This is a genomic window from Salinibacterium sp. CAN_S4 (assembly GCF_015752305.1).
Classification (GTDB): domain Bacteria; phylum Actinomycetota; class Actinomycetes; order Actinomycetales; family Microbacteriaceae; genus Rhodoglobus.
The window spans coordinates 619,773-646,529 of the sequence record NZ_JADOVB010000001.1 but is presented as its reverse complement, the minus strand read 5'-3'; the positions used below and the strand labels follow the sequence as shown (position 1 = coordinate 646,529).

Sequence of the window (26,757 nt, the reverse complement as noted above, 5' to 3'; positions counted from 1 at the left end):
CAGACATCCTTTAAGTTCCGTCCAGAGAGACGGGGAAGGAGGTCAGAATGACTGCACGCCACGTGCTGCAGCAGGCTGATATCACCCGTGCGTTGACTCGCATCTCCCACGAGATCCTTGAGTCCAATCGGGGATCGGACGGTCTCGTCATTCTGGGTATCCCCACGCGCGGGGTCACGCTCGCCGCCAGAGTGGGCGGAATCCTGAACGGCATCGAGCCCGGCAGCGTGAGCGTCGGATCGCTCGACGTGACCATGTATCGCGACGATCTCGCAAAGAACCCAACACGAGCACCCAGCCCGACGACCATCCCGGCTGGCGGTATCGACGGCAAGACCGTCGTGCTCGTGGACGATGTGCTCTATTCAGGGCGGACAATCCGCTCGGCCCTCGATGCGCTGAGCGACCTCGGTCGACCCCGCACAGTCAGGCTTGCTGTGCTCGTCGACCGCGGCCACCGCGAGCTTCCGATCAGGGCCGACTTCGTGGGCAAGAACCTGCCAACGTCCACCTCGGAGCGCATCATGGTGCGGCTGGCCGAGATCGACGGCGTCGATGAGGTGTCGATCGAATGAGACACCTGCTGTCGACGAAAGACCTGTCCCGCGACGAGGCCGTCGCGATCCTGGACATCGCCGAGGACATGGCGGATGTCGCGAATCGTGAGGTGAAGAAGCTCCCGACCCTGCGGGGCAAGACCGTCGTCAACCTCTTCTTCGAAGATTCCACGCGCACGCGGGTGTCGTTCGAAGTCGCGGCCAAGCGCCTCAGCGCTGACGTCATCAACTTCAGTGCGAAAGGCTCGAGCGTGTCGAAGGGCGAGAGCCTGAAAGACACCGCCCAGACGCTCGCCGCGATGGGGGCGGATGCCGTGGTCATCCGGCACGGGGCATCCGGGGCTCCCAGGGTGCTGGCAGACAGCGGCTGGATCGACGCCGGCATCGTCAATGCGGGCGACGGCACCCACGAGCATCCGACGCAGGCACTGCTCGACGCGTTCACGATCCGCAAGCGGCTGCACGGATATGCTTCGCGCGGCAAGGCGCTCGACGGAGTGACGGTGGCCATCGTGGGCGACATCCTGCACTCACGGGTCGCACGATCGAACCTCTGGCTGCTCTCGACTCTCGGCGCGAGCGTGCAGCTCGTCGCCCCGGCGACCCTGCTGCCCGTCAGCACGGCGGGCTGGCCGGCCACCGTCACCTTCGATCTCGACGCAGCGGTGGATGCCGCACCGGACGTGGTGATGATGCTGCGCATCCAGGCCGAGCGTATGAGTGCGGCATTCTTCCCGAATGCGAGGGAGTACAGCCGCCAGTGGGGGCTGGACGACGAACGGGTCGCCCGTCTTCCTGCGGCTAGCATGGTGATGCACCCGGGGCCCATGAATCGCGGGCTCGAGATCTCTTCCGGCGCCGCCGACTCTGTGCAATCGACTGTGCTCGAGCAGGTCGCCAACGGGGTATCGATAAGGATGGCCGTGCTGTACCACCTGCTTTCTGGAACCGCGCCGTCACAAGCGCAGGAGGCCCGCACATGAGCATCAGGATTATCGGAGCACAGTTGCCCGACGGAACCTCGGCGGACCTGTTCGTCGAGAACGGGATATTCGTCGACGAAGCGCAGACGGGCTCGCACACGATCGACGCAGCCGGGCTCATCGCACTGCCCGGGCTCGTCGATCTGCACACGCACCTCAGGGAGCCGGGATTCGAGCAGAGCGAAACCGTGCTCACCGGTTCCCGTGCGGCGGCGATCGGTGGATTCACCGCGGTCTTCGCGATGGCCAACACGCTGCCGGTTCAGGACACCGCGAGCGTCGTCGAACAGGTGCAGTCTCTCGGCCAGCAGCACGGCTACGTGACAGTCCGCCCGATCGGTGCCGTCTCGGCCGGACTCGCGGGGGAGCAGCTCGCCGAGATCGGCGCGATGGCGCAGTCGCGCGCACAGGTCCGTGTGTTCTCCGATGACGGACACTGCGTCCACGACGCGCTGCTCATGCGTCGCGCCCTCGAGTACGTCACGACGTTCGGCGGCGTCGTGGCCCAGCACGCCCAGGATCCGAGACTTACCCTCGGCGCCCAGATGAACGAGGGCGCCCTCTCCAGCGAGCTCGGCCTGGCCGGCTGGCCTGCCGTTGCCGAGGAGTCGATCATCGCCCGTGACGTGCTTCTCGCACAGCATGTCGGTGCGCGACTGCACGTATGTCACGTCTCGACTGCGGGATCGGTCGACGTCATCCGCTGGGCGAAAGCCAGGGGAGTGGATGTCACGGCCGAGGTCACACCGCACCACCTGCTGCTCACCGAAGAGCTGGCGCGCAGCTACGATTCACGATTCAAGGTCAACCCGCCGCTGAGGCGGGACGAAGACGTACTGGCCCTGAGGGAAGCTCTCGCCGATGGCACCATCGACATCGTCGCCACCGATCATGCCCCGCATCCCGTCGAGGCCAAGGACTGTGCCTGGGACGAGGCGGCCAACGGCATGGTCGGGCTGGAGTCAGCCTTGAGCGTCGTGCACGCGGCGGTCGTGCAGGGTGGGCTGCTCGACTGGTCGGATGTCGCACGGGTCCTGTCGTCGAAGCCCGCCGAGATCGGTCGGCTCGACGGTTACGACGCGGCATTCTCCGTGGGGAGCCCTGCGAACCTCACGCTGTACGACCCCGCAGCCTCCCGCACTTTCGCCACGAGCGACCTGCGCGGCAAGGGCGTCAACTCCCCATACCTCGGTCGCCAGCTTCCCGGCCGGGTCATGACGACCATCCACGACGGCTACCTCACGGTCGCCGCCGGCGAGCTCGTCGATGCCGACACCGTATCCAGAAGCGGTGGTGCTCGTGGATAGGACGATCCTGCAGGCCATCGTCGTGGTCTTCCTCGCTCTCCTGCTGTTGCTCATGGTGCTCGGGTGGATGGCCCGCCGCCGTCGGCAGCGCGACATCGTGCCGCTGCAGCAGGCTCCCGCAGACCTCGGCACCGTCCTCACGACTCTCGACGGGAAGTACGTCGCAACGACCGCGAGCGGCGATCCCCTCGACCGCATCGCCGTACACGGGCTCGGGTTCCGCAGCAATGTGACAGCGGTCGTGGCTGCGAGCGGCATCCTGTTGCAATTGCCGGGCAAGGACCTGTTCATCCCGCTCGCTGATCTGCATGACGTCCGCAGGGCCACCTGGACCATCGACCGGGTCGTCGAAAAAGATGGCCTGCACCTCATCGAGTGGATGCTCGGTGACAGGGTCGTCGACAGTTACCTGCGCATGGCGCAGCCCACGGAATTCGAGCAGGCCGTCAAGAACCTGCTCGCCGAAAGGAATCCATCGTGAGTATAGATCCAGCAGTCCTGGTGCTCGAGGACGGCACTCGTTATCCGGGTCGAGCCTACGGCGCGACAGGTCGCACCCTCGGGGAAGTGGTCTTCGCGACCGGCATGACCGGCTACGAAGAGACGCTGACCGACCCGAGTTACGCGGGACAGATCGTCGTGATGACCGCGCCGCACATCGGCAACACGGGTGTCAACGGCGAAGACATGGAGTCGTCCCGCATCTGGGTGTCCGGATACGTGGTGCGCGATCCCAGTCGCGTCGTCTCCAACTACCGGGCGACGGGGTCGCTGGACGACCAGCTGGTCGCCGAAGCCGTGGTCGGAATCAGCGGGATCGACACGAGGGCGGTCACGAGGCGGCTTCGCGACGCGGGTTCGATGCGTGGCGGAATCTTCTCGGGAACCGATGCCGCACTCGACCCTGAATCCCAGCTCGCCATCGTGCGCGAGGCCGGGCTGATGTCCGGTCAGAATCTCTCCGCCCGGGTCTCGACCGAGGTCGCCTACGTCGTGGCATCGACGGCTGGCAGCATCGGTCGACTCGCCGTGCTCGACCTCGGGGTGAAGACCTCGACCGTCAACTACCTCGTCGCGCGCGGCTTCGACGTGCACGTGCTTCCCCAGTCGATCTCGATCGACGACCTTCTCGCGATCGACCCCGTGGCGGTGTTCTACTCGAACGGGCCCGGCGACCCCGCGGCATCCGACGACCATGTCGCCCTGCTCCAGGCTGTGCTGAAGCACGGCCTGCCGTTCTTCGGGATCTGCTTCGGCAACCAGCTTCTGGGTCGGGCGCTGGGGTTCGGCACCTACAAACTGCCCTTCGGTCACCGCGGCATCAACCAGCCCGTGATCGACGTGGCCACCGGCCGCACCGAGATCACCAGTCATAATCACGGGTTCGCCGTAGATGCCCCGATCGGGGTGATCTCGGACAGCCCCGCCGGTTTCGGTCGCGTCGAGGTCAGCCACGTCAACCTCAACGACAATGTCGTCGAGGGCCTCAACGCCCTCGACATCCCGGCCTTCTCCGTGCAGTACCACCCCGAGGCCGCGGCCGGCCCGCACGATGCCAACTATCTCTTCGATCGCTTCCGGGACATGGTCCTGAAGAGCAAGGACGGCAAGTAATGCCCAAGCGTTCCGATATCAACTCCGTCCTGGTGATCGGCTCCGGCCCGATCGTCATCGGCCAGGCGGCAGAGTTCGACTACTCGGGCACCCAGGCCTGCCGCGTGCTGCGAGAGGAGGGCGTGCGCGTCATCCTGGTCAACTCGAACCCGGCGACGATCATGACCGATCCCGATTTCGCCGACGCGACCTACATCGAGCCCATCACCTGGGAGGTCATCGAGACCATCATCGCGAAGGAGAAGCCTGATGCGATCCTGCCGACACTGGGTGGACAGACCGCGCTGAACGCCGCGATCGACCTGCATAAGCATGGGATCCTGGAGAAGTACGGCGTCGAGCTGATTGGCGCGAACTTCGAAGCGATCAACAAGGGCGAGGATCGCCAGATCTTCAAGCAGCTCGTGCTGGATTCCGGCGCGGACGTCGCGAAGAGCTACATCGCGCACACCGTCGCCGAGGCCGTCGACTTCGCCGAGGATCTCGGCTACCCGCTCGTCATCCGCCCCAGTTTCACGATGGGCGGGCTGGGCTCGGGATTCGCGTACGACCGTGGGGAGCTCATCCGCATGGTCACCGACGGACTGCACCAGAGCCCGACCACGGAGGTGCTGCTCGAGGAGTCGATCCTCGGGTGGAAGGAATACGAGCTCGAGCTCATGCGCGACACCGCGGACAACACCGTGGTCGTGTGTTCCATCGAGAACGTCGACCCCGTGGGCGTGCACACCGGAGACTCGATCACCGTGGCCCCCGCGCTCACTCTCACCGACCGTGAGTACCAGAACCTCCGCGACATCGGCATCGACATCATCCGCGCCGTCGGCGTCGATACCGGCGGATGCAACATCCAGTTCGCCATCGATCCTTCCAACGGTCGCGTGATCGTCATCGAGATGAACCCCCGTGTCTCGCGTTCGAGCGCCCTGGCATCCAAGGCCACGGGATTCCCGATCGCCAAGATCGCGGCGAAGCTGGCAATCGGCTACCGCCTCGACGAGATCCCCAACGACATCACGAAAGTCACGCCCGCATCCTTCGAGCCGACCCTCGACTATGTCGTGGTCAAGGTCCCACGATTCGCGTTCGAGAAGTTCCCGGCCGCCGATGTGCGACTGACCACGACGATGAAATCGGTCGGCGAGGCGATGGCTATCGGCCGCAACTACTCGACGGCCCTGCAGAAGGCGCTGCGATCGCTCGAGAAGCGGGGGAGCAGCTTCCACTGGGAGGGCGAACCCGGCGATAAGGCCGAACTGCTCGCCGTGTCATCCATCCCGACCGACGGCCGCATCGTCACGGTGCAGCAGGCCATGCGGGCGGGTGCGACGACGGCCGAAGTCTTCGACGCCACCGCGATCGACCCGTGGTTCATCGACCAGATCGCGCTGATCAACGAGGTCGCCGCAGACATCGCCGGTGCCGAGTCCCTCGACGAGGCGGTGCTGAGACTCGCGAAGGATCACGGCTTCAGCGACGTGCAGATCGCGCAATTGCGCGGGATTGCCGAGTCCGAGGTGCGGCAGCAGCGCTGGCAGCTGAACGTGCGCCCGGTCTTCAAGACCGTGGACACCTGCGCCGGCGAATTCCCGGCTCTCACGCCGTACCACTACTCGAGCTACGACCTCGAGACCGAGGTGACCCCGAGCGATCGACGCAAGGTCATCATCCTGGGTTCGGGCCCGAATCGCATCGGGCAGGGCATCGAGTTCGACTACTCCTGCGTGCACGCGTCATTCGCGCTGTCCGATGCCGGCTTCGAGACCATCATGATCAACTGCAACCCCGAGACGGTCTCGACCGACTACGACACGAGCGACAGGCTCTATTTCGAGCCGCTGACCCTCGAGGACGTGCTGGAGATCATCCACGCGGAGTCGCAGTCCGGCGAGCTCGTCGGCGTCGTCGTGCAGCTCGGCGGGCAGACCGCGCTGGGACTGGCGCAGGGCCTGAAGGATGCCGGTGTACCGATCCTCGGCACCACGCCGGAAGCCATCGACCTCGCCGAAGAGCGCGGGCTGTTCTCGAGAATCCTGTCCGATGCCGGCCTCATCGCCCCGAAGAACGGGACGGCCACGAATCGTGACGAGGCGATCACCATCGCGGAAGACATCGGATATCCGGTGCTCGTGCGCCCATCGCACGTGCTCGGCGGCCGCGGCATGGAGATCGTCTACGACACAGAGTCGATGGCCGACTACTTCGAACGTGTGAAGGACCAGGCGATCATCGCCCCCGGTTCCCCGCTGCTCGTCGACAGGTTCCTCGACGACGCCATCGAGATCGACATCGACGCGCTCTACGACGGCACCGAGCTCTACATCGGCGGCATCATGGAGCACATCGAGGAGGCGGGCATCCACTCCGGCGACTCAGCGTGCACCCTGCCGCCCGTGACGCTCGGGCGTGACGTGATCGACCGGGTCCGCGAAGCAACACGCGGGATCGCTGCCGGAATCGGCGTTCGCGGGCTCATCAACGTGCAGTTCGCCATCGGCCAGGGGATCCTGTACGTGCTCGAGGCGAACCCCAGGGCATCCAGGACGGTCCCGTTCGTCTCGAAGGCTCTCGGCATACCGCTCGCGAAGGCCGCGGCGCTGATCATGGTCGGCCGCGATATCCGCTCGCTGGTTGCCGACGGCATGCTGCCGGCACAGGACGGCTCGATCGTGCCGATGGATGCCCCGGTGTCGGTCAAGGAGGCGGTGTTGCCGTTCAAGCGCTTCCGCACGGTCGAGGGCCACGTCGTCGACTCGGTGCTGGGCCCGGAGATGCGCTCGACCGGCGAGGTCATGGGCATCGATTCGAACTTCCCCAAAGCGTTCGCGAAGAGCCAGGAGGCCGCCTATGGCGGACTGCCCTCGAGCGGAGCGGTCTTCGTGTCTGTCGCCGACCGCGACAAGCGCGCCATCGTGCTGCCTGTGCTCCGGCTCAGCCAGCTCGGCTTCAAGATCCTTGCCACCGAGGGCACGGCCGAGGTTCTCGCCCGCAATGGCATCGAGGCCAGGGTCGTGCGCAAGTACTTCATGGGCCAGGAGGTCGTCGACGGCGAGCCGTCGATCGTCGAGCTCATCAACCAGGGCGAGGTCGACGTGGTCATCAACACGCCGAGCGGTCGAAGCGCGAGAGCGGACGGATACGAGATCCGCACGGCCACGGTAGCCGCCGATAAGCCGCTCTTCACGACGATCGCCCAGCTCGGTGCGGCCGTCGCGTCATTCGAAGCGATCCGCGATGGATTCGACGTCAGGTCGCTGCAGGACTACGCGATCGATCGCGCAGAGCGATTGGCGCGGTCGGAAGCAGCACATGCTTAGTTTCGGGGAGCGACTGGACGCTGTCTTCACCGCGAAGGGTCGGTTGTGCCTCGGCATCGACCCGCACGCGTATCTCCTCGACGCCTGGGGCCTGCCGGATTCCGCCGATGGTGCCCGTGAATTCGGGCTCAGGTGCGTGGATGTCGCGGCAGGAGTCGTCGGAATCGTGAAGCCGCAGGTGGCGTTCTTCGAGCGTTTCGGCTCAGCGGGTTTCGTGGCGCTCGAGGCCGTGCTCGCCGCGGCACGTGGAGCTGAGTTGCTCGTGATCGCCGACGCCAAACGCGGCGATGTCGGTTCTACCGTCGCCGCTTACGGCGCGGCCTGGCTCACCCCGGGTTCTCCCCTCGAAGCCGACGCGATGACCCTCTCCGCCTATCAGGGCGTCGGCTCGCTCGCCGACGTCGTCGATCTCGCCCACACGGGCGGCAAGGGACTCTTCGTGCTCGCAGCTACGTCGAATCCCGAATCCGTCGACACTCAGACCGCGGTCCTGGACCGCGGTGAGCATCACGGTCGAACGGTCGCTGCGGGTATCGTCGATGAGGTGCAGTCTCTCAATTCTTCGGCGCAGGGTCTCGGCTCGATCGGAGTCGTGATCGGGGCCACTGTGCGGTCCGCTGACTACGGCATCGAGGCATCCAGTCTCTCGAACACGCCTGTGCTCGCCCCCGGCTTCGGTGAGCAGGGCGCGCTTCTCACCGACCTTCCCGCCCTGTTCGGTTCAGTCTCCGGCAATGTCATCGCCAACCTGGGGCGCAGTGTGTTGCGCGCCGGCCCCGACGGTGCTCGCGCCGAGCTCGTCGGCCAGGCAGAGGTTCTCATCGCCGGAGCAGGGCGATGACACCGAGACCGGCACCACCCGAGGTGGACAGGGCCGCGGCCGGTCGGGCAGCCATCGCCGCACGACGTGCCCGTGCCGCGGTCAAGCAGTCCATCGCCTCGAAAGAGAAGACCGCTCTCGCGGTCGCGCAGTCCGCCTGGGCGGATCCGGACAGCCCCGAGGCGACTCTTCGTGTGACCGAACTCCTCACAAGCGTGCCGACGCTCGGCCCTGCGCGAGTGGGCCGGGTGATGGCCGAGCTCGAAATTTCCGACAAGAAGCGGGTCGGCGGCCTTGGTATCCGCCAGCGAAGCAGACTTCGCGACTACCTCGTGTCCCGCCAGGGTGCCGAGCCCAGCCGACTCATCGTGCTTGCCGGGCCGACCGCGGTGGGCAAGGGCACCGTGTCTGCGCACATCCGGGAGAATTATCCAGACGTCATGCTGAGTGTGTCGGCGACGACGCGCACGCCACGCCCGGGCGAGATCGATGGCGTGCACTACTACTTCGTCGACGATGAGGAGTTCGATCGAAAGATCGCGGACGGCGAGTTGCTCGAGTGGGCGGTTGTGCACAATTCGTACCGTTACGGCACGCCGCGACCTCCCATCGATGAGGCGTTGGCCGCCGGAAAGCGGGTCATGCTCGAGATCGACCTGCAGGGCGCCCGCCAGGTCAGGGCCGTGATGCCGGAGGCACTTCTCGTGTTCCTGCTCCCGCCGACCTGGGAGGAACTGGTGCGGAGGCTCATCGGTCGTGGCACCGAAAAACCCGAGGAACAGCAGCGCAGACTCGATACCGCGAGGGTCGAATTGGCAGCGCAGGATGAGTTCGACGCGAAAGTCGTGAACCGAGAAGTCAGCCAGGCGGCTCAGGAAGTCGTAGAATTGATGGATGCGCCCATCGGCGCCCCGATTTCCCGCTGACTTCCGCGGCTACTCATCACTACTAACGCAAGGAGCCTTCATGGTTGACAAGCACTCAGGCATCATCGACCCGCCGATCGACGAACTGCTCTCGAAGGTCGACTCGAAGTACCAGTTGGTCATCTTCGCGTCGAAGCGCGCCCGCCAGATCAACGACTACTACGCCGACCTGCACGAGGGAAGCCTCTTCGACAACGTCGGACCGCTCGTCGACTCGACCATCGAAGACAAGCCTCTCTCGGTCGCGCTTCACGAGATCAACGAAGACAAGCTCGAGCTCAAGCGCCTGAGCTCAGAGTAACCACCGCCGACTGTCCGTTGTCGGTGTCGGAGATCGGGTCTGTGCCCGCTGGTAATACTGTGCCCGCTAGTACCGTGCCCGCTAACCCCGTGCCCTCTGACGCCGTGCCGAGGCGGCTCAACGTCGTCGTCGGCATCACCGGTGGCATCGCGGCGTATAAGGCCGTCGGAATCGTCAGGGCCTTCGTGCTGGCCGGTCATGACGTGCACGTCGTCGCGACAGAGAACGCCCTGAGATTCGTCGGCAGGCCCACGCTCGAGGCGATCAGCAGGAACCTCGTCCACTCAGACCTTTACGACGGAGTGGCCGAGGTCAGGCACGTCGCCATCGGCCAGGCTGCCGAGCTCATCGTCGTCGCTCCGGCGACGGCGAATTCCATAGCGAAGCTCGCGGGTGGTTTCGCCGACGACCTGCTCGGCAACACGATCCTGGCAAGCACCGCGCCCATCGTCATCGCCCCGGCCATGCATACCGAGATGTGGCAGAACCCGGCGACCGTTGCGAACGTGCAACTACTGAGGGACCGGGGAGTCACCGTCGTCGGGCCCGCGGTCGGCCAGCTCACCGGTGCGGATTCCGGCCCGGGTCGGATGTCGGAAGTCGACGACATCGTGGCAGCCGCGCTGTCGACGGTGACGCCCCAGGACCTGAAGGGCCGCCGCATCCTCGTCACCGCCGGTGGCACGAGGGAGCCGCTGGATCCCGTGCGGTTCATCGGCAACCGCTCGAGCGGTCGGCAGGGCGTCGCGATCGCCACCGCGGCAGCCGCCAGGGGGGCCGAGGTCACGCTCATCGCCGCGAACCTCGAGGTGGGGCATCCGCCGTCCATCCACGTCATCGCAGTGAGCACCACAGCAGAACTCGCCACGGCCGTTAGTTCAGCTGCCACTGAGAACGACGTCGTCATCATGGCTGCCGCCGTCGCCGACTACCGGCCGGAGCGGGTCGCAGAGTCGAAGATCAAAAAAGACAGCCAGGGAGACGTGCTCGACCTTCGGCTGATCCGCAATCCCGACATCCTGATGTCACTGGCCGAGCACAGGATCCCCGGGCAGTTGATCGTCGGATTCGCCGCCGAGACAGAACCGGACGACACGGCACTGCTCGCCATCGGTCGGGAGAAGATCGCCAGGAAAGGCTCTGACCTTCTCGTGATCAACAGGGTCGGCTGGACCGAGGGATTCGCTTCGGCCGATAACTCGGTCTCCGTTCTCGATGCAACGGGGGCCGTCGTGACCGCCACGAACGGAACCAAGCTGTCTGTGGCGAACCGTATCCTTGACCTCGTGTCCGCTCGCTAATCACCCCTGGAGTTTTGCAGTATGAGTTCACCGTTGCGCCTGTTCACGTCTGAGTCCGTCACAGAGGGTCATCCCGATAAGATCTGCGACCAGATCAGCGACAGCATCCTCGATGCGCTGCTGACCGTCGACAGGAATGCCCGCGTTGCGGTCGAGACCCTCGTCACGACCGGTCTTGTGCATGTTGCCGGTGAGGTGACGACGACCGGATACGTGGACATCCCGTCCATCGTGCGCAAGCGGATCTCCGACATCGGCTACATCTCCTCCGACGTGTGGTTCGACGGCCGTTCGTGCGGCGTCTCCGTGTCGATCGGGGGCCAGTCTCCCGATATCGCCCAGGGAGTCGACAACGCGATCGAAAGCCGCGAGCAGTCGAGCGAAGACGATGGTGACGTGCAAGGCGCGGGCGACCAGGGCCTGATGTTCGGCTACGCCACCAACGAGACTCCGGAGCTGATGCCGATTCCGATCTGGCTCGCGCACCGCATGGCGGAGAAGCTCGCGGCGGTGCGCCACGACGGCGCCGTCGACTACCTGCGGCCCGACGGCAAGACCCAGGTGACCGTCGGCTACGACGGAGTCGTGCCGCGCAGTGTCGATACCGTCGTACTCTCGACCCAGCATTCGCCCGATGTCTCGACCGAGCGGCTGCGCCGCGAGATCGAAGAACTCGTCGTGCGGCCCGTGCTCGCGACCTCGAACCTCGATTCGTCCAACCTCCGTGTGCTCATCAACCCCACGGGTCGATTCGAGATCGGTGGTCCGCAGGGTGACGCCGGGCTTACCGGTCGCAAGATCATTGTCGACACTTACGGAGGCGCTGCCCGCCACGGCGGGGGAGCATTCAGCGGAAAAGACCCGTCGAAGGTCGACCGCTCAGCTGCGTATGCGATGCGCTGGGTAGCCAAGAATGCGGTCGCTGCCGGTCTTGCCGATCGCCTCGAGGTTCAGGTGGCCTACGCCATCGGCAAGGCCTCCCCGGTGGGACTGTATGTCGAGACTTTCGGCACAGCGCACGTCGACGAAGATCGCATCATCGAGGCGATCAACAGTGTCTTCGACCTCAGGCCCGGTGCGATCATCCGGGATCTCGATCTGCTCCGCCCCATTTACGCAGCGACAGCCACCTACGGACACTTCGGTCGCGAATTGCCGGAGTTCACCTGGGAGCGCACGGATCGGGTCGACGCACTGCGCGCTGCCAGCGGACTGTAGTGCCAGCGGGCTTCAGTGACGGCGCAGTTCAGTGACTGAGGCGCTCGGCGCCGATCCGCCCGCCACCCCGGGTAGATCCGTCGCGAAAGTGCTGATCGACTCTCCGCTGCCACAGCTCGACCGACTCTTCGACTACGGCATTCCCGACGCCGTGGCCGACGCCGCAGTACCGGGAGTGCGCGTGCGGGTGCCCCTGCGCTCGGCGGGCCGCGTCGCGGACGGCATCATCGTCGAGCTAGCGCCCCGGGGCGAATACACGGGCACCCTCAGCGAACTGGATTCCGTGGTCTCCCCGATCAGGGTGCTCGCTCCGGAGGTGTGGGCGCTCGCGCGGAAAGCCGCAGACCGCGCGGCGGGCTCAGCGACAGACATCGTCAGGCTTGCCGTGCCTAAACGGCAGGTTCGCGTGGAGACCGCTTTTCTCGCCGCGGAGCAGCCCCCTGCACCAGCAATGCGTCCCACTATTCCGATCGAGTCGTATGGCCCGGGAGTGCTGGAGGCAGCCATCGCCGGCAACGAGCGACTGGCGGTAGATGCCGTTCCGCTGGTCCGCGAGGTGCATCCTGCCGATGCCGAGTCCACGTGGGTCGGGGGATGGGCCGTCACGATGGCCGCGGTGGCCGCCGCCACCATCGCGGGCGGCAGGAGCGCCATCCTGGCCGTACCCGATTATCGCGACCAGGAGCAATTGCTCGCGGCTCTGCTTGCGACCCTGCCAGCCTCCCTGGTCGTCAGGCTCGACGCGCGGCAGTCCAATCCCGATCGGTACCGGGCATTCCTGAGTTGTCTCGGTGACGATCCGAAGGTCATCATCGGAAACCGCTCGGTGATCTACGCGCCGGCACGCACCCTGGGCCTCATCGCACTCTGGGATGACGGGGATCCGCTCCACAGCGAACCACTCAGCCCCTACGTGCACGCCAGGGATGCCGCACTGGTGCGGCAGGAGCAGCAGTCCTGCTCGCTCATGTTCTTCGGCCACTCCCGCAGCACCGAGGTCGAGAGGCTCGTCGAGATCGGCTGGTTGAGATCGGTCTCGCCGCGGCCCCTGCAGTTGCCGAAGGTCATCCCCACGGCCCAGCAGTCCTCCGAGGATCGACTGGCGGCCCAGGCGCGCATTCCATCCTCGGCGTGGAAGATCGCACGCACCGCGCTCGAATCGGGTCCGGTGCTGGTCCAGGTGGCGCGCCCCGGCTATGCGCCGAGGCTCACGTGCGCCGATTGCCAGCAGACGGCGCGCTGCCTGCGGTGCGAGGGGCCGCTCTTGCAGAAGACGGCGCGATCGGTGCCGGCCTGTGCCTGGTGCGGGGCACTCGCCGCGAACTGGAAGTGCCAGCACTGCGAGGGCGAGAAGCTCAGGTTCGTCGGCGTTGGCACCATCCGCACGGCAGAGGACCTCGGCCGTGCGTTCCCCGGAATCCGCATCATCGTCGCCGACGGCGAGCACCAGGTGCAGTCCGTGAGCTCGGCTCCCGCGCTCGTGATCGCGACCCGAGGCGCCGAACCGATCGCCGCGGGTGGATACCGAGCTGTGTTGCTGCTGGACGGTGAGCGCATGGTCGCGCGCGAGAGCCTGAGGGTCGGAGAGGACTGCCTGCGCTGGTGGTCCAATGCTGTAGCGCTGGCGGCCGGGGGAGCGCCATCGGTGCTCGTCGGGGTCGGGGGCGCCCTCGCATCCACTCTCGTCACCTGGCGACACGCCGACTATGCGCGCGCCGAGCTCGCCGACCGACGCAGTCTGCGCTTCCCACCCGCGATCAGGGTGGCGACGGTCACGGGAACGGTGGAAGCCGTCGAGGCAGCGGTCGTGGCATCCGGAGTCTCGGGAATGGACGTGCTCGGCCCCGTCGACCTCGAACCACCGCTGGTGCGCACCATCCTCAGGTTCGATTACGCGCAGGGAACGGATGTCGCGGCCGCCCTGCGGTCCGAGCTCATAAGATCGGCGACCTCCCGCCGCAAGCGCCCGGGCTCCCGGCAGGGCTATGCCCCCGCCGCGCCGAGCCTCCGCATCCGCCTGGACGACGTGGAGCCCTTCCTCGACTCCTGAGCTGTGGCACCACCCTCCCGCGATTCGCGAGAGAATTGGCGGGATGTCTTCTTCACTGTCACCCTCCCTCCGCATCGTCTTCGCCGGCAGTCCGGCCGCGGCCGTGCCGAGTCTCTCGCTCCTGTCCGACTCATCCCACGATGTCGTGTCCGTCATCACCAGGGCCGATTCACCTCAGGGTCGGCGCGGCGTGCTGACCGCGACCCCTGTTGCGGTCGAAGCCGAGAGGCTCGGCATTCCCGTCATCAGGGCGAATCGGCTGGCGGGGGAGGCTACGGAGCTCGTGCAGCAGCTCCAGCCCGACCTCGGAGTGATCGTCGCCTACGGAGGCCTCGTCAGGGAGCCGCTGCTCTCGACCCCGCGGCTCGGCTGGATCAACCTGCACTTCTCCCTGCTGCCGCGCTGGCGTGGCGCCGCTCCGGTGCAACGCGCGATCATGGCCGGCGACGACGTCACGGGTGCCACGGTGTTCCAGCTCGTTCCCGAGCTCGACGCCGGTGACATCTACGGCAGGATGACCGCCACCATCGGTGCGAACCAGACCGCAGGGCACCTCCTCGAGTCGCTCTCCGATTCCGGTGCCGAGTTGCTGCTCGGGGTCGTCGACGCGCTTGCCGACGGTTCGGCCCGCGGAGAGGTGCAACTCGGCGATGTCACCCTCGCCCCCAAACTCGCTCTCGCTGACGGCGACATCGACTGGAACCAGCCGGCCTCGGCGGTGCATGCGGTCATCAGGGGTGTCACTCCCGAGCCCGGTGCCTTCACCACCGTGGATGGGGTGCGGCTCAAACTGCTCGACGTCGCCATCGCGAGGGACGCAGCTCGACGTGACCCCGGTGTCATCGATCTCGTCGGGTCCACCGTGATCATCGGCACGCAAACGGACCCGCTGCAGCTCGTGACGGTGCATCCCGCGGGTCGCAAGTCGATGGATGCGTCATCGTGGTGGCGGGGTCGCGATGGCGCGCCCGTCCTCGCCCGGACCTCAACGGAGACATCATCGTGAGCCAGCCCCAGCCCGCCCGCCGCATCGCCCTCGACGTGATCATGGCCGTGCGCGACTCAGACGCGTATGCCAACCTGCTGCTTCCCGTGCGCCTGGGCCGAGCGAAGCTGTCTGAAGCAGATGCCGGTCTCGCCACCGAACTCACCTACGGCACCCTGCGCATGCAGGGCTACTACGACCGCGTCATCGCGATGGTGGCTCGACGCGGCACCGACAGGATCGATCCTGCCGTGCTCGACGTCCTGCGGCTCGCCTGCCACCAGTTGCTCTCGATGCGGGTGGCCCAGCACGCGGCGGTCGACGAGTCGGTCGAACTCGCCAAAACCGTGGGCTCCAACTCCGCTGTCGGGTTCGTCAACGGGGTACTGCGCACCATCACCCGCACCGACGCCGACACCTGGCGCGAGAGGGTGGTGGCCGAGGCAGGATCGGGAGAAGAGGCCCTGGCATTCGAGTATTCGCATCCGCTCTGGGTGACACGTGCCTTCAGGCAGGTGCTCGTAGCGGAGGGTCGCGAGGCCGAACTCGAGAGCGCCCTCGCGGCAGACAACGTCGCACCTCGGGTGTCGATCGCTGCACTTCCGCAGGAGTCGACGGTCGAAGAACTGGATGCCTATCCCGCCGCCTTCTCGCCGGTCGGGGCAATTCTCGACCATGGTGATCCGCTCAACCTTCCCGCCGTGCGGGAGGGTCGCGCGCGCGTGCAGGACGAAGGATCCCAGCTCGCGGCGCTCACCCTCAGCCGGGCACGCCCGGTGCGGGCGGGGGAGCAATGGCTCGACCTCTGCGCCGGGCCCGGCGGGAAAGCCGCGCTGCTCGCCGCCGAGGCTCTCGCCGGTGGCGCCATCCTGACCGCCAACGAACTCGTTCCCGCGCGGGCCGAACTAGTGCGCAAAGCCCTCGCCGTGTTCGAGGCTCCCCCCGAGGTCTGGGAGCTCGACGGCACCGAGATCGGAGCGTTGTACCCTGCCGCGTTCGACCGCATTCTGCTGGATGCCCCATGCACCGGGCTCGGAGCACTCCGTCGCCGTCCCGAAGCCCGCTGGCGCAAGCAGCCGAGCGATGTGGCGGGACTCGGCAACCTGCAGGCGAAGCTGCTGAAGTCGGCGATTGCCGCGCTCAAGCCAGGCGGCCTTCTCGCGTACGTCACCTGCTCTCCGCACGCGGCGGAGACGAAAGCGATAGTCACTTCGGTGCTGCGCAAGGCGGTCGACATGGAGCGGATGGATACGCCAGCCGTGCTGCAGTCGATTGTCAAGGAGCCGCTCGACCTGCCGTCTGCCACCCATGTGCAGCTGTGGCCGCATCGCCACGGTACCGACGGCATGTTCATCCAGTTGCTGTCGAAGGCGTAGAAGGGCGCGCGCGCAACGCCAGCGACCTGCCAACTCTCAGGAGAGTTGGCTACAGTGTGCCGACAGGTCGTCTCGACGTATAGGAAAGGCGCTGACCCAGACCGTGGATCACTTAGCCGTGGCCTTCAGGGCCCACGACACCAGTAAGACCCTTCCCGCACGCGTCATGCTCACCTCACGTGCCGTTATTACGGTGACGGCGTGGTGATCGAAGCGATTGTGCTCCTGCTCATCGGCATCGTGGTGGTGCTGGCGATCATCGCCGTGAACGGCTACTTCGTCGCGCAGGAGTTCGCCTACATGTCAGTGGACAGAAACCGGCTCGGTGCCCAGGCCGCCGCGGGCGATGCTGCCGCGGCGCGCGCTCTCACCGTGACGAAGCGCACGTCGTTCATGCTGTCCGGAGCTCAACTCGGCATCACCGTCACAGGACTGCTGGTGGGGTTCGTCGCCGAGCCGCTCATCGGGGAATCCATCGGCACGCTCCTGGGTGGTGTCGGCATTCCCTCAGCCGTCAGCATCACCGCGGGTACCGTGCTCGCGCTCGTCATCGCGACGGTGGTGCAGATGATCTTCGGTGAGCTATATCCGAAGAATCTCGCGATCGCGAGCCCTGAGCCGTTGGCGCGCAGGCTCGCCAGGTCGACAACCATCTACCTCACGGTCTTCGGTTGGCTGATCGCGGTGTTCGACGTGGCCGCGAACGCATTGCTGCGCCTGCTGCGGATCGAACCGGTTCACGACGTCGACTCGAGTGCGACGGCCGAGGATCTGGAGCGCATAGTCTCGGATTCCCGGGACAGCGGGGATCTCTCCGCAGAACTGTCGTTGATGCTCGACCGCATCCTCGAATTCCCCGAACAGGATGTCGAGCATGCCATGATCCCGAGGTCACTCGTGAACACGGTCCGCCCCGAAACGACGATCGGGGAGGTGCGCTCCATGATGGCCCTGGCTCACACCCGCTATCCCGTCGTCGACGACGAGAGCCAGCCCCTCGGAGTCGTCCAGCTTGCGGATGTGCTCGGAACGTCAGTTCCTCTCGATTCACCGGTCACGGTGCTCATGCGCCCAGCGGTCGTGTTGCCGACCCTCATGAAGTTGCCAGAGGCTCTCACCGAGATACTGCGTACCCGAAACGAGCTGGCCTGCGTGATCGATGAATACGGTGGATTCGCGGGGATCGTGACCCTGGAGGATCTCGCCGAGGAAGTCGTCGGTGAGATCACCGACGAGCATGACCTTGACGCGGCGCCATCGGTGGCACCCGAGGGTGACCTGGTGTGGCGCATGGACGGCGACGTGCATGTCGATGAGGCGCAGCGAGCCATAGGCTTCGACCTGCCTGACGGAGATTTCGAGACCCTCGCGGGGCTCGTCATCGCCGAGCGCGGCGGACTGCCGGAGGTGGGGGAGATGATTCGTATCCCGCTGTCCGATGATCCCGCCGACCTCGTGCACGATGACGAAGTGCATCGTTGGCTCCACATCGACGTGCTCGAGGTTGAGCGCCATGTCCCGAGCCTGCTGCGGGTCGCCCTCGAGATACAGACGGGATCCGTTGCCGAGGGTGACACGACACGGGAGGTCGACCGATGAGTAACGGTGTCGTCGTAGCGATCATCACTATCGCTCTCATCGCGCTCAGCGCCTTCTTCGTCATCATCGAGTTCGCCCTGCTGGGTGCGCGTCGTCATCGCCTGGAAGCGACAGCCGCCGCCGATCGCTCGGCGCGCGCCGCTTTACGCGGGGTCAATGAACTGACTCTCATGCTCGCGGGGGCCCAATTGGGGATCACGGCGTGCACGTTCGCTCTGGGAGCCGTGACGAAACCAGCCCTGGACGGCTGGCTCGGTCCGATCTTTGCCGGCTGGGGGCTTCCCGAATGGAGCTCCGTCGCGCTCGCGTTCGCCCTGTCGCTGTTGATCGTGACGTTCCTGCACCTCGTCGTGGGCGAGATGGCACCGAAATCCTGGGCGATCGCGCATCCGGAAACAGCAGCAAAACTCATCGGAATTCCGTCACGGATCTTCATCTGGCCCTTTCGGCCGCTGCTGCACTGGGTCAATGGCATCGCGAACAGGCTGGTGAGCGCGTCCGGGGTGGTTCCCGTCGAGAGCGCGGCCGTCGGTGGCCAGAATGCCGAGACCATCCGGCACCTGGTCGAGCTGTCTGCGCAGACCGGTGCACTCGAACCGTCATTCCGTCGCCACCTCGATGGTGCACTCGAACTCGAGACACTCATGTTGCACGAGCTGGTCGATTCACGCCTCCGCCCGACCATGGTGGGACAGGATGCCACAGTGGCCGATGTGCAGCGCGCGGCCTCGACATCCGGACACATGCGGATCCTCGTGGGCGACCCCGCGCTGGACACCCCGCGCGTCATCCACGTGCGCGACACGATTCTCGAGCAGGCGGAGGCGCGTGCCGCACCGCTCGCGCGTCCTGCGCTGGTTCTCGCCGGGTCCACTCCCGTCTATGAGTCGATCGCTCGCATGCGGGCCACCAGCCAGCAGCTTGCCGTGGTGATGGACGACGAACGGTTCCTCGGAGTGGTCACCCTGTCTGATGTGCTGCCACGACTGCTTCCGCAGGGCCAGGAGAGCTGACCTCGCTAGGCTCGCAGCATGGTCCGCATCAACCCCAGCATTCTCGCCGCCGACTTCGCCAACCTCGAGCGGGATGTCGCCTCGATTTCGAATGCCGACCTCGTGCACGTCGACGTGATGGACAACCATTTCGTGCCCAACCTGACGTTCGGCCTGCAAATGGTCGGGCGGCTGCAGGAGGTCTCGGCGCGGCCCCTCGATGTCCACCTGATGATCGACGACCCGGATCGCTGGGCGCCCGGCTATGCCGAAACCGGCGCGTTCTCTGTCACGTTCCACGCGGAGGCGGCACAGGATGCCACGGCCCTCGCCCGGCGGCTGCGGGAGATCGGCGCCAGGGCCGGGATCGCGCTGAAGCCCGGCACCCCGGTGGAGCCGTACCTCGAGCTACTGCCCGAGTTCGACCAGGTCCTGGTGATGACGGTGGAGCCCGGATTCGGCGGACAGAGTTTCATGGAGTCGACCATGCCCAAGCTGCAGGCGCTGCGCGCGGCCGTGGGCGAGCGTGATATCTGGCTCCAGGTAGACGGTGGCATCGACGAGGACACCATCTCGATTGCCGCAGAAGCCGGCGCCGATACCTTTGTCGCTGGATCCGCGGTGTTCAGGTCGGACGACCCTGCCGCTCGTATCGACCTGTTGCGTTCGCTCGCGGCGCAGCATTCCCACTAGCGTGCGGGCGCCGCGGCATCCGGCATCTGCTTAGCTAGTCCCATGACAGATTCACCGAGAACCAAGCCAGAAGTCGAGTTCTATGAGGGCCCCGAGCCCACCGACCTCGTGATCATCGACATCGAGGAGGGCACCGGCGCCGAGGCGCAGGCCGGCTCGACCGTCGACGTGCACTACCTGGGCGTCGACTTCGAGAGCGGCGAGGAGTTCGACTCGAGCTGGAGCCGCGGCCAGTCGATCAACTTCCCCCTCGCTTCCCTCATCAAGGGATGGCAGGAGGGCATCCCCGGCATGAAGGTCGGCGGTCGCCGCCAGCTCATCGCGCCGCCGCACCTCGCGTACGGCCCCGCCGGCGGGGGACATCGGCTCTCGGGCCGCACCCTGACCTTCGTCATCGACCTGCTGGGCGTCAAGTAGTTGCTAAGACATCAGCGCGGGAGCTGCCGGTATCGTGCCGGCGGCTCCCGCGCTTCGTCGTTCAGCGAGACCAGGGCAGGCGCAGAGCCTCGAGCTCGTCTCCTGCCGATGCGCCCTCCGGCGGCACGATCAGCACGCCGTCGGCCGCTGCGAGTCCGCGCATCATCGCGGAGCCCGTCCACGCTGTCGGTGTCGCGAGGCCTTCGCTCACCGAGTATGGAAGAAGCCTGGTCGCTGCGGGGCTGCCCGAGACGTCGGTCGCCAGCCCGATTCGATGCGTGGATGCCTCTGACCACCCGGAGAGCGCGGCGAGCACGGGGGCGCCGAGACTGAACAGTCCCATCATGGCCGCGAGCGGATTGCCCGCGAGGCTGAGCACGAGCTGACCGCTCGGAAGTATCGCGAGCATCGTCGGCCCGCCGGGCCGCATCGCCAGGGCCGGGATCACGACCCTCGCGTCCAGCCGATGGAGGGACCGCCTCAGGTGGTCGGCGCTCGAGTGTCCGGTACCTCCGGTGGTGATCACCAGGCGCGCCTCGGCGGCTGCCGTCGAGAGGGCGGCGACCGTGGCATCCTCATCGTCACTGACGCTCGAGATCGAGGCCACGACACCGCCGAGCATGGCGACCAGCGCCGGAAGCTGCGGGCCGAAGCTGTCGCGCACCGATCCCGCCGCGGGTACTCCGGTCGCGGTCACCTCATCCCCGGTGGTGAGAATCGCCACGGCGGGTCGCGGTGGACACTCACTTCGTCGAGTCCGCAGGCCGCCGCGAGCGCGACGTGCGCCGGGTTGATCACTGCGCCGGCCTCGACCACGATCTCGCCCTGCGTGGCTTCGGTCGCGGGCAGGCGCACGTGCTGGCCCTGCCGCGGCTCGTCGTGCTTCGCGTGATCGTTGAGGTGGAGTGCGGCTCCGATCACCTCGCCGTGTTCGCTTCGTAGCACTCCCCGGACTCCGTCGGGGAGCTGCTGGCCCGTGACCACCGGCCACGCCATACCCGGTGTGACGCTTCCGGTCGGTGCGAGCATCCAGGGTCCATCCCCGACGACGGCCCAGCCGTCCATGGCTGACGAGGCGAAGTGCGGGATTGCCTGCTGCGCCGCCACAGCGCCAGCGAGCACGAGACCGATCGATTCCGCGAGGCCGACGACGGCAACGCCGGGACCGGATGCCGCAGCGGCGGCCACCCGTCTGGCCTCATGCCACTCGATGCCGGGCCCGCTCGCTCCGCCGCTCATTCGCGCCGGCTCGAGCCGCGCTCGGCCGCGAGGCGGCGCACGGTCTGCACAGCCTCGGCCAGCGCGACCTCCGACCCGCTCCCGGCCCGGCCGGCCACGTAGCCGAGCAGGTACGTCGTGAGCGGTGCGGCGGGGCGAAGCACGGAGTGGGCGGCGGTTCCCGCGATTCCGAGAATCTCGTCGATGTCGACGGGAGCGTCAGCGACCCCGAGTTCCCGAGCGAGTTCGTCGGCCCATTCGGCGAGGGTGCGCTGGGTCTGTTCCTCGTCACGGTCAGTCATGGTGATCTCCGGTTCGGTGGGGGATGTCGAAAAGGGCTGCATCAGCCCAGGTGTCGATATCGGTGGATGCGCCACCGGGAACCTGCACTCGGATGGTGTCGAGTCCCGCGATGAGCGCCCGCACCGATATGCCAGAGACAGCCGCGTGCCGCGCTGCACCGTGGAGAGCTTCACGGCGGTAGCACGCGAGCAGATACTGGCGGCGCCCGTCGTCATCCACTGCGAGCACGCCGTCACCGGCGGCCGTCGCGAGCAACAGCGGCACGGCACGTGCCACGAACGGCATGTCGCAGGCGAGCACCACGACCCACTCCGCGAGGGGGCCGGTGGCTGCGTCGAGCCCCGCTGCGATCGCGGCAGCGGGCCCGCCGAAGGCCGGAGTCTCCCGGGTGACGATGGTGGCGGGGGAGAGTTCTGCCGTGCCGGGTTCACCGACGAGCACGACCTGCCGGGCATCCTGCACCGCGTCGATGGTGCGCTGCAGCAGTGTCGAGCCGTCGAACTCCAGCTCGGATTTGGGATGCCCGTCGAGCCTGCTCGACCTGCCACCGGCGAGAACCACGGCGTCGAAAAGCATGCTCTCACTCTAGGAGTTTTCTGCCGATGCAGCCGGGCCGCGGGGATTCGGTTCCGGCATCACGCTGACAGTGCTAGGCATAGAGCATGGGCAGAATCACCGCACGCCGCAGGGTAACCAGGATCACGGTCGGCCGCGAGCCGGTGCCGCGAGACGATGTTTTGGCGGTCGAGGAGCCACTGGAGATTAGGGTGGCTGGCACGGCGCTGAGCATCACCATGCGCACGCCCGGACACGATTTCGACCTGGCCGCGGGCTTTCTCGTCTCTGAGGGCGTGATCTCCCGGGGCGACCAGCTCGGCGCCATCCGCTATTGCGCCGGGGCGACGGCGGATGGGCACAACACCTACAACGTGCTCGATGTGAGCCTCGCGCCCGGCGTTCCGAAGCCCGATCCGAGTCTCGAGCGCAACTTCTACATGACCAGTTCCTGTGGACTGTGCGGCAAGGCGAGCATCGATGCCGTGCGCACCCTCTCCACCTGGCCGGTCGACCACGATCACGTCTCGGTGACTCCCGAGTTCCTCGTCGCGCTGCCTGAGCGGTTGCGCGCCGGTCAGGACGTCTTCGAGAAGACCGGCGGTCTTCACGCCGCAGCGCTCTTCGACACGGTCACCGGCGAGTTGCTCGTGCTGCGCGAAGATGTCGGCAGGCATAACGCGGTGGACAAAGTGATCGGCTGGGCCGTGAAGGAAGACAGGCTGCCGCTGCGGAGAACGGTGCTGATGGTCTCTGGCCGGGCCAGTTTCGAGCTGACGCAGAAGGCGTCGATGGCGGGCATCCCCATCATGGCCGCCGTATCTGCCCCCTCGTCGCTCGCGATCGAACTCGCCTCGGAGCTCGGTATGACCGTGGTCGGATTCCTGAGGGGCGACTCCATGGTCGTGTACTCGGGCGAGGCACGCATCGCAGCAGATGCATCCAGCGAAACATCGAACAGAGAGAGCGTGGCAGCACAGTGAGCATTCGTGAAACCGGCGAGACCGGTGCCTACCCCGATCTCGAAATCGGACATCGGGAGACCTGGGCGGTCGGCATCCCCGCGATCCTGAAGTCGATGGGTCCTGCCCTCAGAGACATGGGACCGGTGCGCACAGCGCAACTGATGACCTCCATGAATCAGAAGGGCGGGTTCGACTGCATGAGCTGCGCCTGGCCCGATCCGGATCACCGCAGCCCCGCCGAGTTCTGCGAGAACGGCGCTAAGGCAGTCACGTGGGAGGCCACCCCCGTCACGGTGCCGAGGAGCTTCTTCGCCGAGAACTCAATCGACGACATGCTCGGCATCTCGGAATACGAGCTCGGCCTGCTGGGCCGGCTGACCGAGCCGATGTACCGGGCGAAGGGCGCGAGCCACTACGTGCGGGTCACCTGGGATAACGCGTTCTCCATCGTCGCCGATAAGCTCAGCGGCCTCGCCAGCCCGGACGAAGCGACGTTCTACACCAGCGGACGCACGGCCAATGAGACGGCCTTCGCCTACCAGCTCTTCGTTCGAGCGTTCGGCACCAACAACCTGCCTGACTGCTCGAACATGTGCCACGAGTCCACGAGTCTCGCCCTCAATGCGGTGATCGGCGTCGGAAAGTCGACCATCGCCTACGAGGACTTCGCCAGGAGCGACCTGATCATCGTCATGGGCCAGAACCCCGGCACGAACCATCCCCGGATGCTCACGGCACTGGAGGAGGCCAAGCGCAACGGCGCCACGATCATCGGGGTGAATCCGCTGCCGGAGGCCGGACTCATCCGCTACAAGAACCCGCAGAAGGTGCGGGGGATCGTCGGGCACGGCACCGAGCTGGCAGACCAGTTCCTGCAGATCCGCTCCGGTGGAGACATGGCGTTGATGCAGGCCACCTCGAAGCGCGTTCTCGATGCCGAGGCCGCCGCACCGGGCACCGTGCTCGATCACGCCTTCCTGGCCGACCACAGCGTCGGGCTCGAGGAGTTCAGCGCGCACATCGCGAAACTCGACGACGCTGCAGTCCTGGCGGCGACGGGGCTCACCACCGACGAGCTCGACGAATTCGCGGCCCGCTATCTCGCGGCCGACCGCGTCATCATCACCTGGGCGATGGGCCTCACGCAGCAGAAGAAGTCGGTGGAGACGCTCAAGGAGCTCATCAACCTGCTGTTACTGAGGGGCAACATCGGCAAGCCGGGCGCGGGAGCATCTCCGATCCGCGGCCACAGCAACGTGCAGGGCGACCGCACCATGGGCATCTGGGAGCAGATGAGTGACACCTTCATCGACGCACTCGGCAAGGAATTTTCGTTCGAACCACCGCGTGAGCACGGAGCCGACTCCGTGGCGACAGTCGAAGGGCTGCGCGACGGGGCCATCAAGGTGTTCTTCGCGCTCGGTGGCAACTTCGTCAGCGCCATCTCGGATACCGCGGTGGCCGAGGCGGCCATGCGCGGCGCCGAGATGACGGTGCAGGTGTCGACCAAGCTCAATCGCTCCCACGCTGTCATCGGTGATGAAGCGCTCATTCTCCCGACCCTCGGCCGCACCGAGATCGACCTGCAGGCCACGGGCCCGCAGTTCCTCTCGGTCGAAGACAGCGTCTGTGCCGTGCACGCGACCCACGGCAGGGTCGCCCCGGTGGCCCCCGGGTTGCTGTCGGAGGTCGCGATCGTGTCGAGGCTCGCGCAGGCCACCATCGGCGACAGGTACGGCATCGACTGGGTGGGGTTCGAACGGGACTACGACATCATTCGGGATCACATCTCGAGGGTCGTTCCCGGGTTCGAATCGTTCAACGACGACGTGCGGCGAAAGGGCGGATTCATCCTTCCCAACGGCCCCAGGGACGAACGACGATTCGACACAGCCGTGGGAAAGGCCATGATCACGGTCAACGAGCTGGAGCACCTCGAGCGGCCCGCCGGCAGACTCATCCTGCAGTCCATGCGATCCCACGACCAGTTCAACACCACGATCTACAGCCTCAACGACCGCTATCGCGGAGTGAAGAACGGCCGTGATGTCGTCTTCGTGAATCCGGATGACCTCACCGAACTCGGCCTCAGCGACGGGCAGCGCGTCGACATCGTCAGCGAATGGCCCGGAGAGCCGGATCGCGAACTGCGCAACGTCCGCGTGGTGTCGTACCCGACGGCGAAAGGATGCGCGGCGGCCTACTACCCCGAGGCCAACGTGCTCGTTCCACTGGCGAGCTCGGCCGACGAAAGCAAGACGCCGGTCTCGAAAGCGATCATCGTAAGGCTGGAGCCGGCACGGGTCGGTTCCGGGGCAGAGACTCCGGTGTGATGGTGATGGTGAGGGGCTTCAATCGTCGTCAGTAGGTCAGTGCTCGTCACCATCGAGCAGGAGGAAGCGGCCATGCGTCTTCACCATTCGGAACCGTTCGAACACCACTCCGTCGACCACGATGGTCGCATCTGCAGAAAATCCCCACCGCTTCATCACACCGGAACCCCGGCGGCTCACGGGCAGCATCGCCGTGATCGAGTTGATCTTCGGCGGGCAGGCGACGGGATCCTCGACGATGGCAGCCAGGATAACGCCACCCCATCCCCAAAAGTGTGGGCGGAGCACGAGAGCGAGATCGGCCTCACCGTCTTCATCCTGGAGTCCACACCATCCAGCGAACTCGTCATCGACATACAGCGCCACGGGACCATAGCCGTGGAGTTGCCAATTCGCTTCCTTTCCTTCGACCCAGTCTGCGCAACCCTCGGCGGTGAACGCGCCGCGGGCCAAAGGCATGTGTCGGAGAACCCGGGGGTCGTTGTTGAGCTCCACCAGGTCTGCCGTGAGCGCTTCGGGCAATCGCGAGAACCGAACGCGTGCGTTGTTCGATGTCGATTCCGGGCTCACCGTGCAAGATTAGCAAGGGGTCGTCGGGGCGTGAGAGCCGTCACTAGTACCCTTGGATGGTGAAGAACTTCGATCAACTGTTCGCTGAGCTGAGCGAGAAGTCAGTGTCGCGCCCTGAGGGCTCCGGCACGGTCGCCGAACTCGATGCCGGCGTGCACGCCATCGGCAAGAAGATCGTCGAGGAAGCCGCCGAGGTGTGGATGGCCGCCGAGTACCAGAGCGACGAAGAGACGGCCGAAGAGATCTCGCAACTGCTCTACCACCTTCAGGTCCTGATGATCGCAAAAGGCCTCACCCCGGCGGATGTCTGGCGACACTTGTAGCCGGCATCGCCTCCACACCCACTTCGATCGAAAG

26 protein-coding genes are annotated in these 26,757 nt (G+C 66.2%); 21 read left to right on the top strand and 5 right to left on the bottom strand.

What is annotated here, in order from left to right:
• Window positions 1-47 precede the first annotated feature (47 nt).
• The 18 genes from pyrR (at window position 48) to IWX81_RS03160 (ending at window position 20,456) form a co-directional block, all read left to right on the top strand.
• Window positions 48-575: a bifunctional pyr operon transcriptional regulator/uracil phosphoribosyltransferase PyrR gene (gene pyrR, locus IWX81_RS03245; protein ID WP_199279811.1), complete on the top strand. Its 528-nt coding sequence runs from the start codon at window positions 48-50 to the stop codon at window positions 573-575.
• Window positions 572-1,540 (top strand): aspartate carbamoyltransferase catalytic subunit, encoded by a 969-nt coding sequence (locus IWX81_RS03240; RefSeq protein ID WP_199279810.1) that lies wholly within the window; start codon window positions 572-574, stop codon window positions 1,538-1,540. Before pyrR ends, IWX81_RS03240 begins: the two co-directional genes overlap by 4 nt.
• A complete protein-coding gene (locus IWX81_RS03235; protein ID WP_199279809.1) occupies window positions 1,537-2,847 on the top strand; it encodes a dihydroorotase in 1,311 nt (436 codons plus the stop codon). The genes IWX81_RS03240 and IWX81_RS03235 overlap by 4 nt, the downstream gene beginning before the upstream one ends.
• Window positions 2,840-3,328, top strand: coding sequence for a PH-like domain-containing protein (locus IWX81_RS03230; RefSeq protein WP_199279808.1), 489 nt, complete (start codon window positions 2,840-2,842; stop codon window positions 3,326-3,328). Before IWX81_RS03235 ends, IWX81_RS03230 begins: the two co-directional genes overlap by 8 nt.
• A complete protein-coding gene (carA, locus tag IWX81_RS03225; RefSeq protein ID WP_199279807.1) occupies window positions 3,325-4,461 on the top strand; it encodes a glutamine-hydrolyzing carbamoyl-phosphate synthase small subunit in 1,137 nt (378 codons plus the stop codon). Before IWX81_RS03230 ends, carA begins: the two co-directional genes overlap by 4 nt.
• Window positions 4,461-7,778: a carbamoyl-phosphate synthase large subunit gene (carB, locus tag IWX81_RS03220; RefSeq protein ID WP_199279806.1), complete on the top strand. Its 3,318-nt coding sequence runs from the start codon at window positions 4,461-4,463 to the stop codon at window positions 7,776-7,778. The genes carA and carB overlap by 1 nt, the downstream gene beginning before the upstream one ends.
• Window positions 7,771-8,619: an orotidine-5'-phosphate decarboxylase gene (gene pyrF / locus IWX81_RS03215; protein ID WP_199279805.1), complete on the top strand. Its 849-nt coding sequence runs from the start codon at window positions 7,771-7,773 to the stop codon at window positions 8,617-8,619. Before carB ends, pyrF begins: the two co-directional genes overlap by 8 nt.
• Entirely contained in the window at window positions 8,616-9,524 is a 909-nt protein-coding gene (gene gmk, locus IWX81_RS03210) for a guanylate kinase (protein ID WP_199279804.1), read from the top strand. The genes pyrF and gmk overlap by 4 nt, the downstream gene beginning before the upstream one ends.
• A 40-nt stretch (window positions 9,525-9,564) precedes the next feature.
• Window positions 9,565-9,825 carry a DNA-directed RNA polymerase subunit omega gene (rpoZ, locus tag IWX81_RS03205; RefSeq protein WP_199279803.1) on the top strand — a complete coding sequence of 87 codons (261 nt, stop codon included), beginning with the start codon at window positions 9,565-9,567 and terminating at the stop codon, window positions 9,823-9,825.
• Window positions 9,826-9,914: 89 nt separating this feature from the next.
• Window positions 9,915-11,126, top strand: coding sequence for a bifunctional phosphopantothenoylcysteine decarboxylase/phosphopantothenate--cysteine ligase CoaBC (coaBC, locus tag IWX81_RS03200; RefSeq protein WP_334592871.1), 1,212 nt, complete (start codon window positions 9,915-9,917; stop codon window positions 11,124-11,126).
• Window positions 11,127-11,147: 21 nt separating this feature from the next.
• Entirely contained in the window at window positions 11,148-12,344 is a 1,197-nt protein-coding gene (gene metK / locus IWX81_RS03195) for a methionine adenosyltransferase (RefSeq protein WP_199279802.1), read from the top strand.
• 31 nt (window positions 12,345-12,375) lie between these two features.
• Window positions 12,376-14,394 (top strand): primosomal protein N', encoded by a 2,019-nt coding sequence (locus tag IWX81_RS03190; RefSeq protein WP_334592868.1) that lies wholly within the window; start codon window positions 12,376-12,378, stop codon window positions 14,392-14,394.
• 43 nt (window positions 14,395-14,437) lie between these two features.
• Window positions 14,438-15,400 (top strand): methionyl-tRNA formyltransferase, encoded by a 963-nt coding sequence (fmt, locus tag IWX81_RS03185; RefSeq protein WP_199279801.1) that lies wholly within the window; start codon window positions 14,438-14,440, stop codon window positions 15,398-15,400.
• Window positions 15,397-16,755, top strand: a complete 1,359-nt coding sequence (locus IWX81_RS03180) for an RsmB/NOP family class I SAM-dependent RNA methyltransferase (RefSeq protein WP_199279800.1) — start codon at window positions 15,397-15,399, stop codon at window positions 16,753-16,755. The genes fmt and IWX81_RS03180 overlap by 4 nt, the downstream gene beginning before the upstream one ends.
• Window positions 16,756-16,959: 204 nt before the next feature.
• Window positions 16,960-18,354, top strand: coding sequence for a hemolysin family protein (locus IWX81_RS03175; protein WP_199280420.1), 1,395 nt, complete (start codon window positions 16,960-16,962; stop codon window positions 18,352-18,354).
• Window positions 18,351-19,367 (top strand): CNNM domain-containing protein, encoded by a 1,017-nt coding sequence (locus IWX81_RS03170; RefSeq protein WP_199279799.1) that lies wholly within the window; start codon window positions 18,351-18,353, stop codon window positions 19,365-19,367. The genes IWX81_RS03175 and IWX81_RS03170 overlap by 4 nt, the downstream gene beginning before the upstream one ends.
• 18 nt (window positions 19,368-19,385) lie before the next feature.
• Window positions 19,386-20,039: a ribulose-phosphate 3-epimerase gene (rpe, locus tag IWX81_RS03165; RefSeq protein WP_199279798.1), complete on the top strand. Its 654-nt coding sequence runs from the start codon at window positions 19,386-19,388 to the stop codon at window positions 20,037-20,039.
• A 42-nt stretch (window positions 20,040-20,081) separates the two neighbouring features.
• The gene (locus IWX81_RS03160) at window positions 20,082-20,456 is read left to right on the top strand and encodes an FKBP-type peptidyl-prolyl cis-trans isomerase (RefSeq protein WP_199279797.1); all 375 of its coding nucleotides are present in this window, start codon (window positions 20,082-20,084) and stop codon (window positions 20,454-20,456) included.
• 61 nt (window positions 20,457-20,517) lie between these two features.
• On the opposite strand, the gene IWX81_RS03155 is transcribed toward IWX81_RS03160, so the two are convergent.
• Genes IWX81_RS03155 through mobA form a run of 4 tightly spaced genes read right to left on the bottom strand, consistent with a single transcriptional unit; the run spans window position 20,518 to window position 22,553 of the window.
• A complete protein-coding gene (locus IWX81_RS03155) occupies window positions 20,518-21,180 on the bottom strand; it encodes a molybdopterin-binding protein (RefSeq protein WP_199279796.1) in 663 nt (220 codons plus the stop codon).
• Entirely contained in the window at window positions 21,150-21,695 is a 546-nt protein-coding gene (locus IWX81_RS03150; protein ID WP_199279795.1) for a hypothetical protein, read from the bottom strand. The genes IWX81_RS03155 and IWX81_RS03150 overlap by 31 nt, the downstream gene beginning before the upstream one ends.
• A complete protein-coding gene (locus IWX81_RS03145; RefSeq protein WP_199279794.1) occupies window positions 21,692-21,976 on the bottom strand; it encodes a DUF6457 domain-containing protein in 285 nt (94 codons plus the stop codon). Before IWX81_RS03145 ends, IWX81_RS03150 begins: the two co-directional genes overlap by 4 nt.
• The gene (mobA, locus tag IWX81_RS03140) at window positions 21,969-22,553 is read right to left on the bottom strand and encodes a molybdenum cofactor guanylyltransferase (RefSeq protein WP_199279793.1); all 585 of its coding nucleotides are present in this window, start codon (window positions 22,551-22,553) and stop codon (window positions 21,969-21,971) included. The genes IWX81_RS03145 and mobA overlap by 8 nt, the downstream gene beginning before the upstream one ends.
• Before the next feature lie 86 nt (window positions 22,554-22,639).
• Between mobA and fdhD the strand changes: the two genes are divergently transcribed.
• Together fdhD and IWX81_RS03130 are read left to right on the top strand one after the other, a co-directional pair.
• Window positions 22,640-23,515, top strand: coding sequence for a formate dehydrogenase accessory sulfurtransferase FdhD (gene fdhD / locus IWX81_RS03135; protein WP_199279792.1), 876 nt, complete (start codon window positions 22,640-22,642; stop codon window positions 23,513-23,515).
• Window positions 23,512-25,830 (top strand): FdhF/YdeP family oxidoreductase, encoded by a 2,319-nt coding sequence (locus IWX81_RS03130; protein WP_334592860.1) that lies wholly within the window; start codon window positions 23,512-23,514, stop codon window positions 25,828-25,830. The genes fdhD and IWX81_RS03130 overlap by 4 nt, the downstream gene beginning before the upstream one ends.
• Before the next feature lie 36 nt (window positions 25,831-25,866).
• On the opposite strand, the gene IWX81_RS03125 is transcribed toward IWX81_RS03130, so the two are convergent.
• Window positions 25,867-26,400 (bottom strand): GNAT family N-acetyltransferase, encoded by a 534-nt coding sequence (locus IWX81_RS03125; RefSeq protein WP_199279791.1) that lies wholly within the window; start codon window positions 26,398-26,400, stop codon window positions 25,867-25,869.
• A gap of 59 nt (window positions 26,401-26,459) precedes the next feature.
• Here IWX81_RS03125 and IWX81_RS03120 point away from each other — a divergent pair, with 59 nt between their 5' ends.
• Entirely contained in the window at window positions 26,460-26,723 is a 264-nt protein-coding gene (locus IWX81_RS03120) for a phosphoribosyl-ATP diphosphatase (RefSeq protein WP_199279790.1), read from the top strand.
• Window positions 26,724-26,757: the final 34 nt, after the last annotated feature.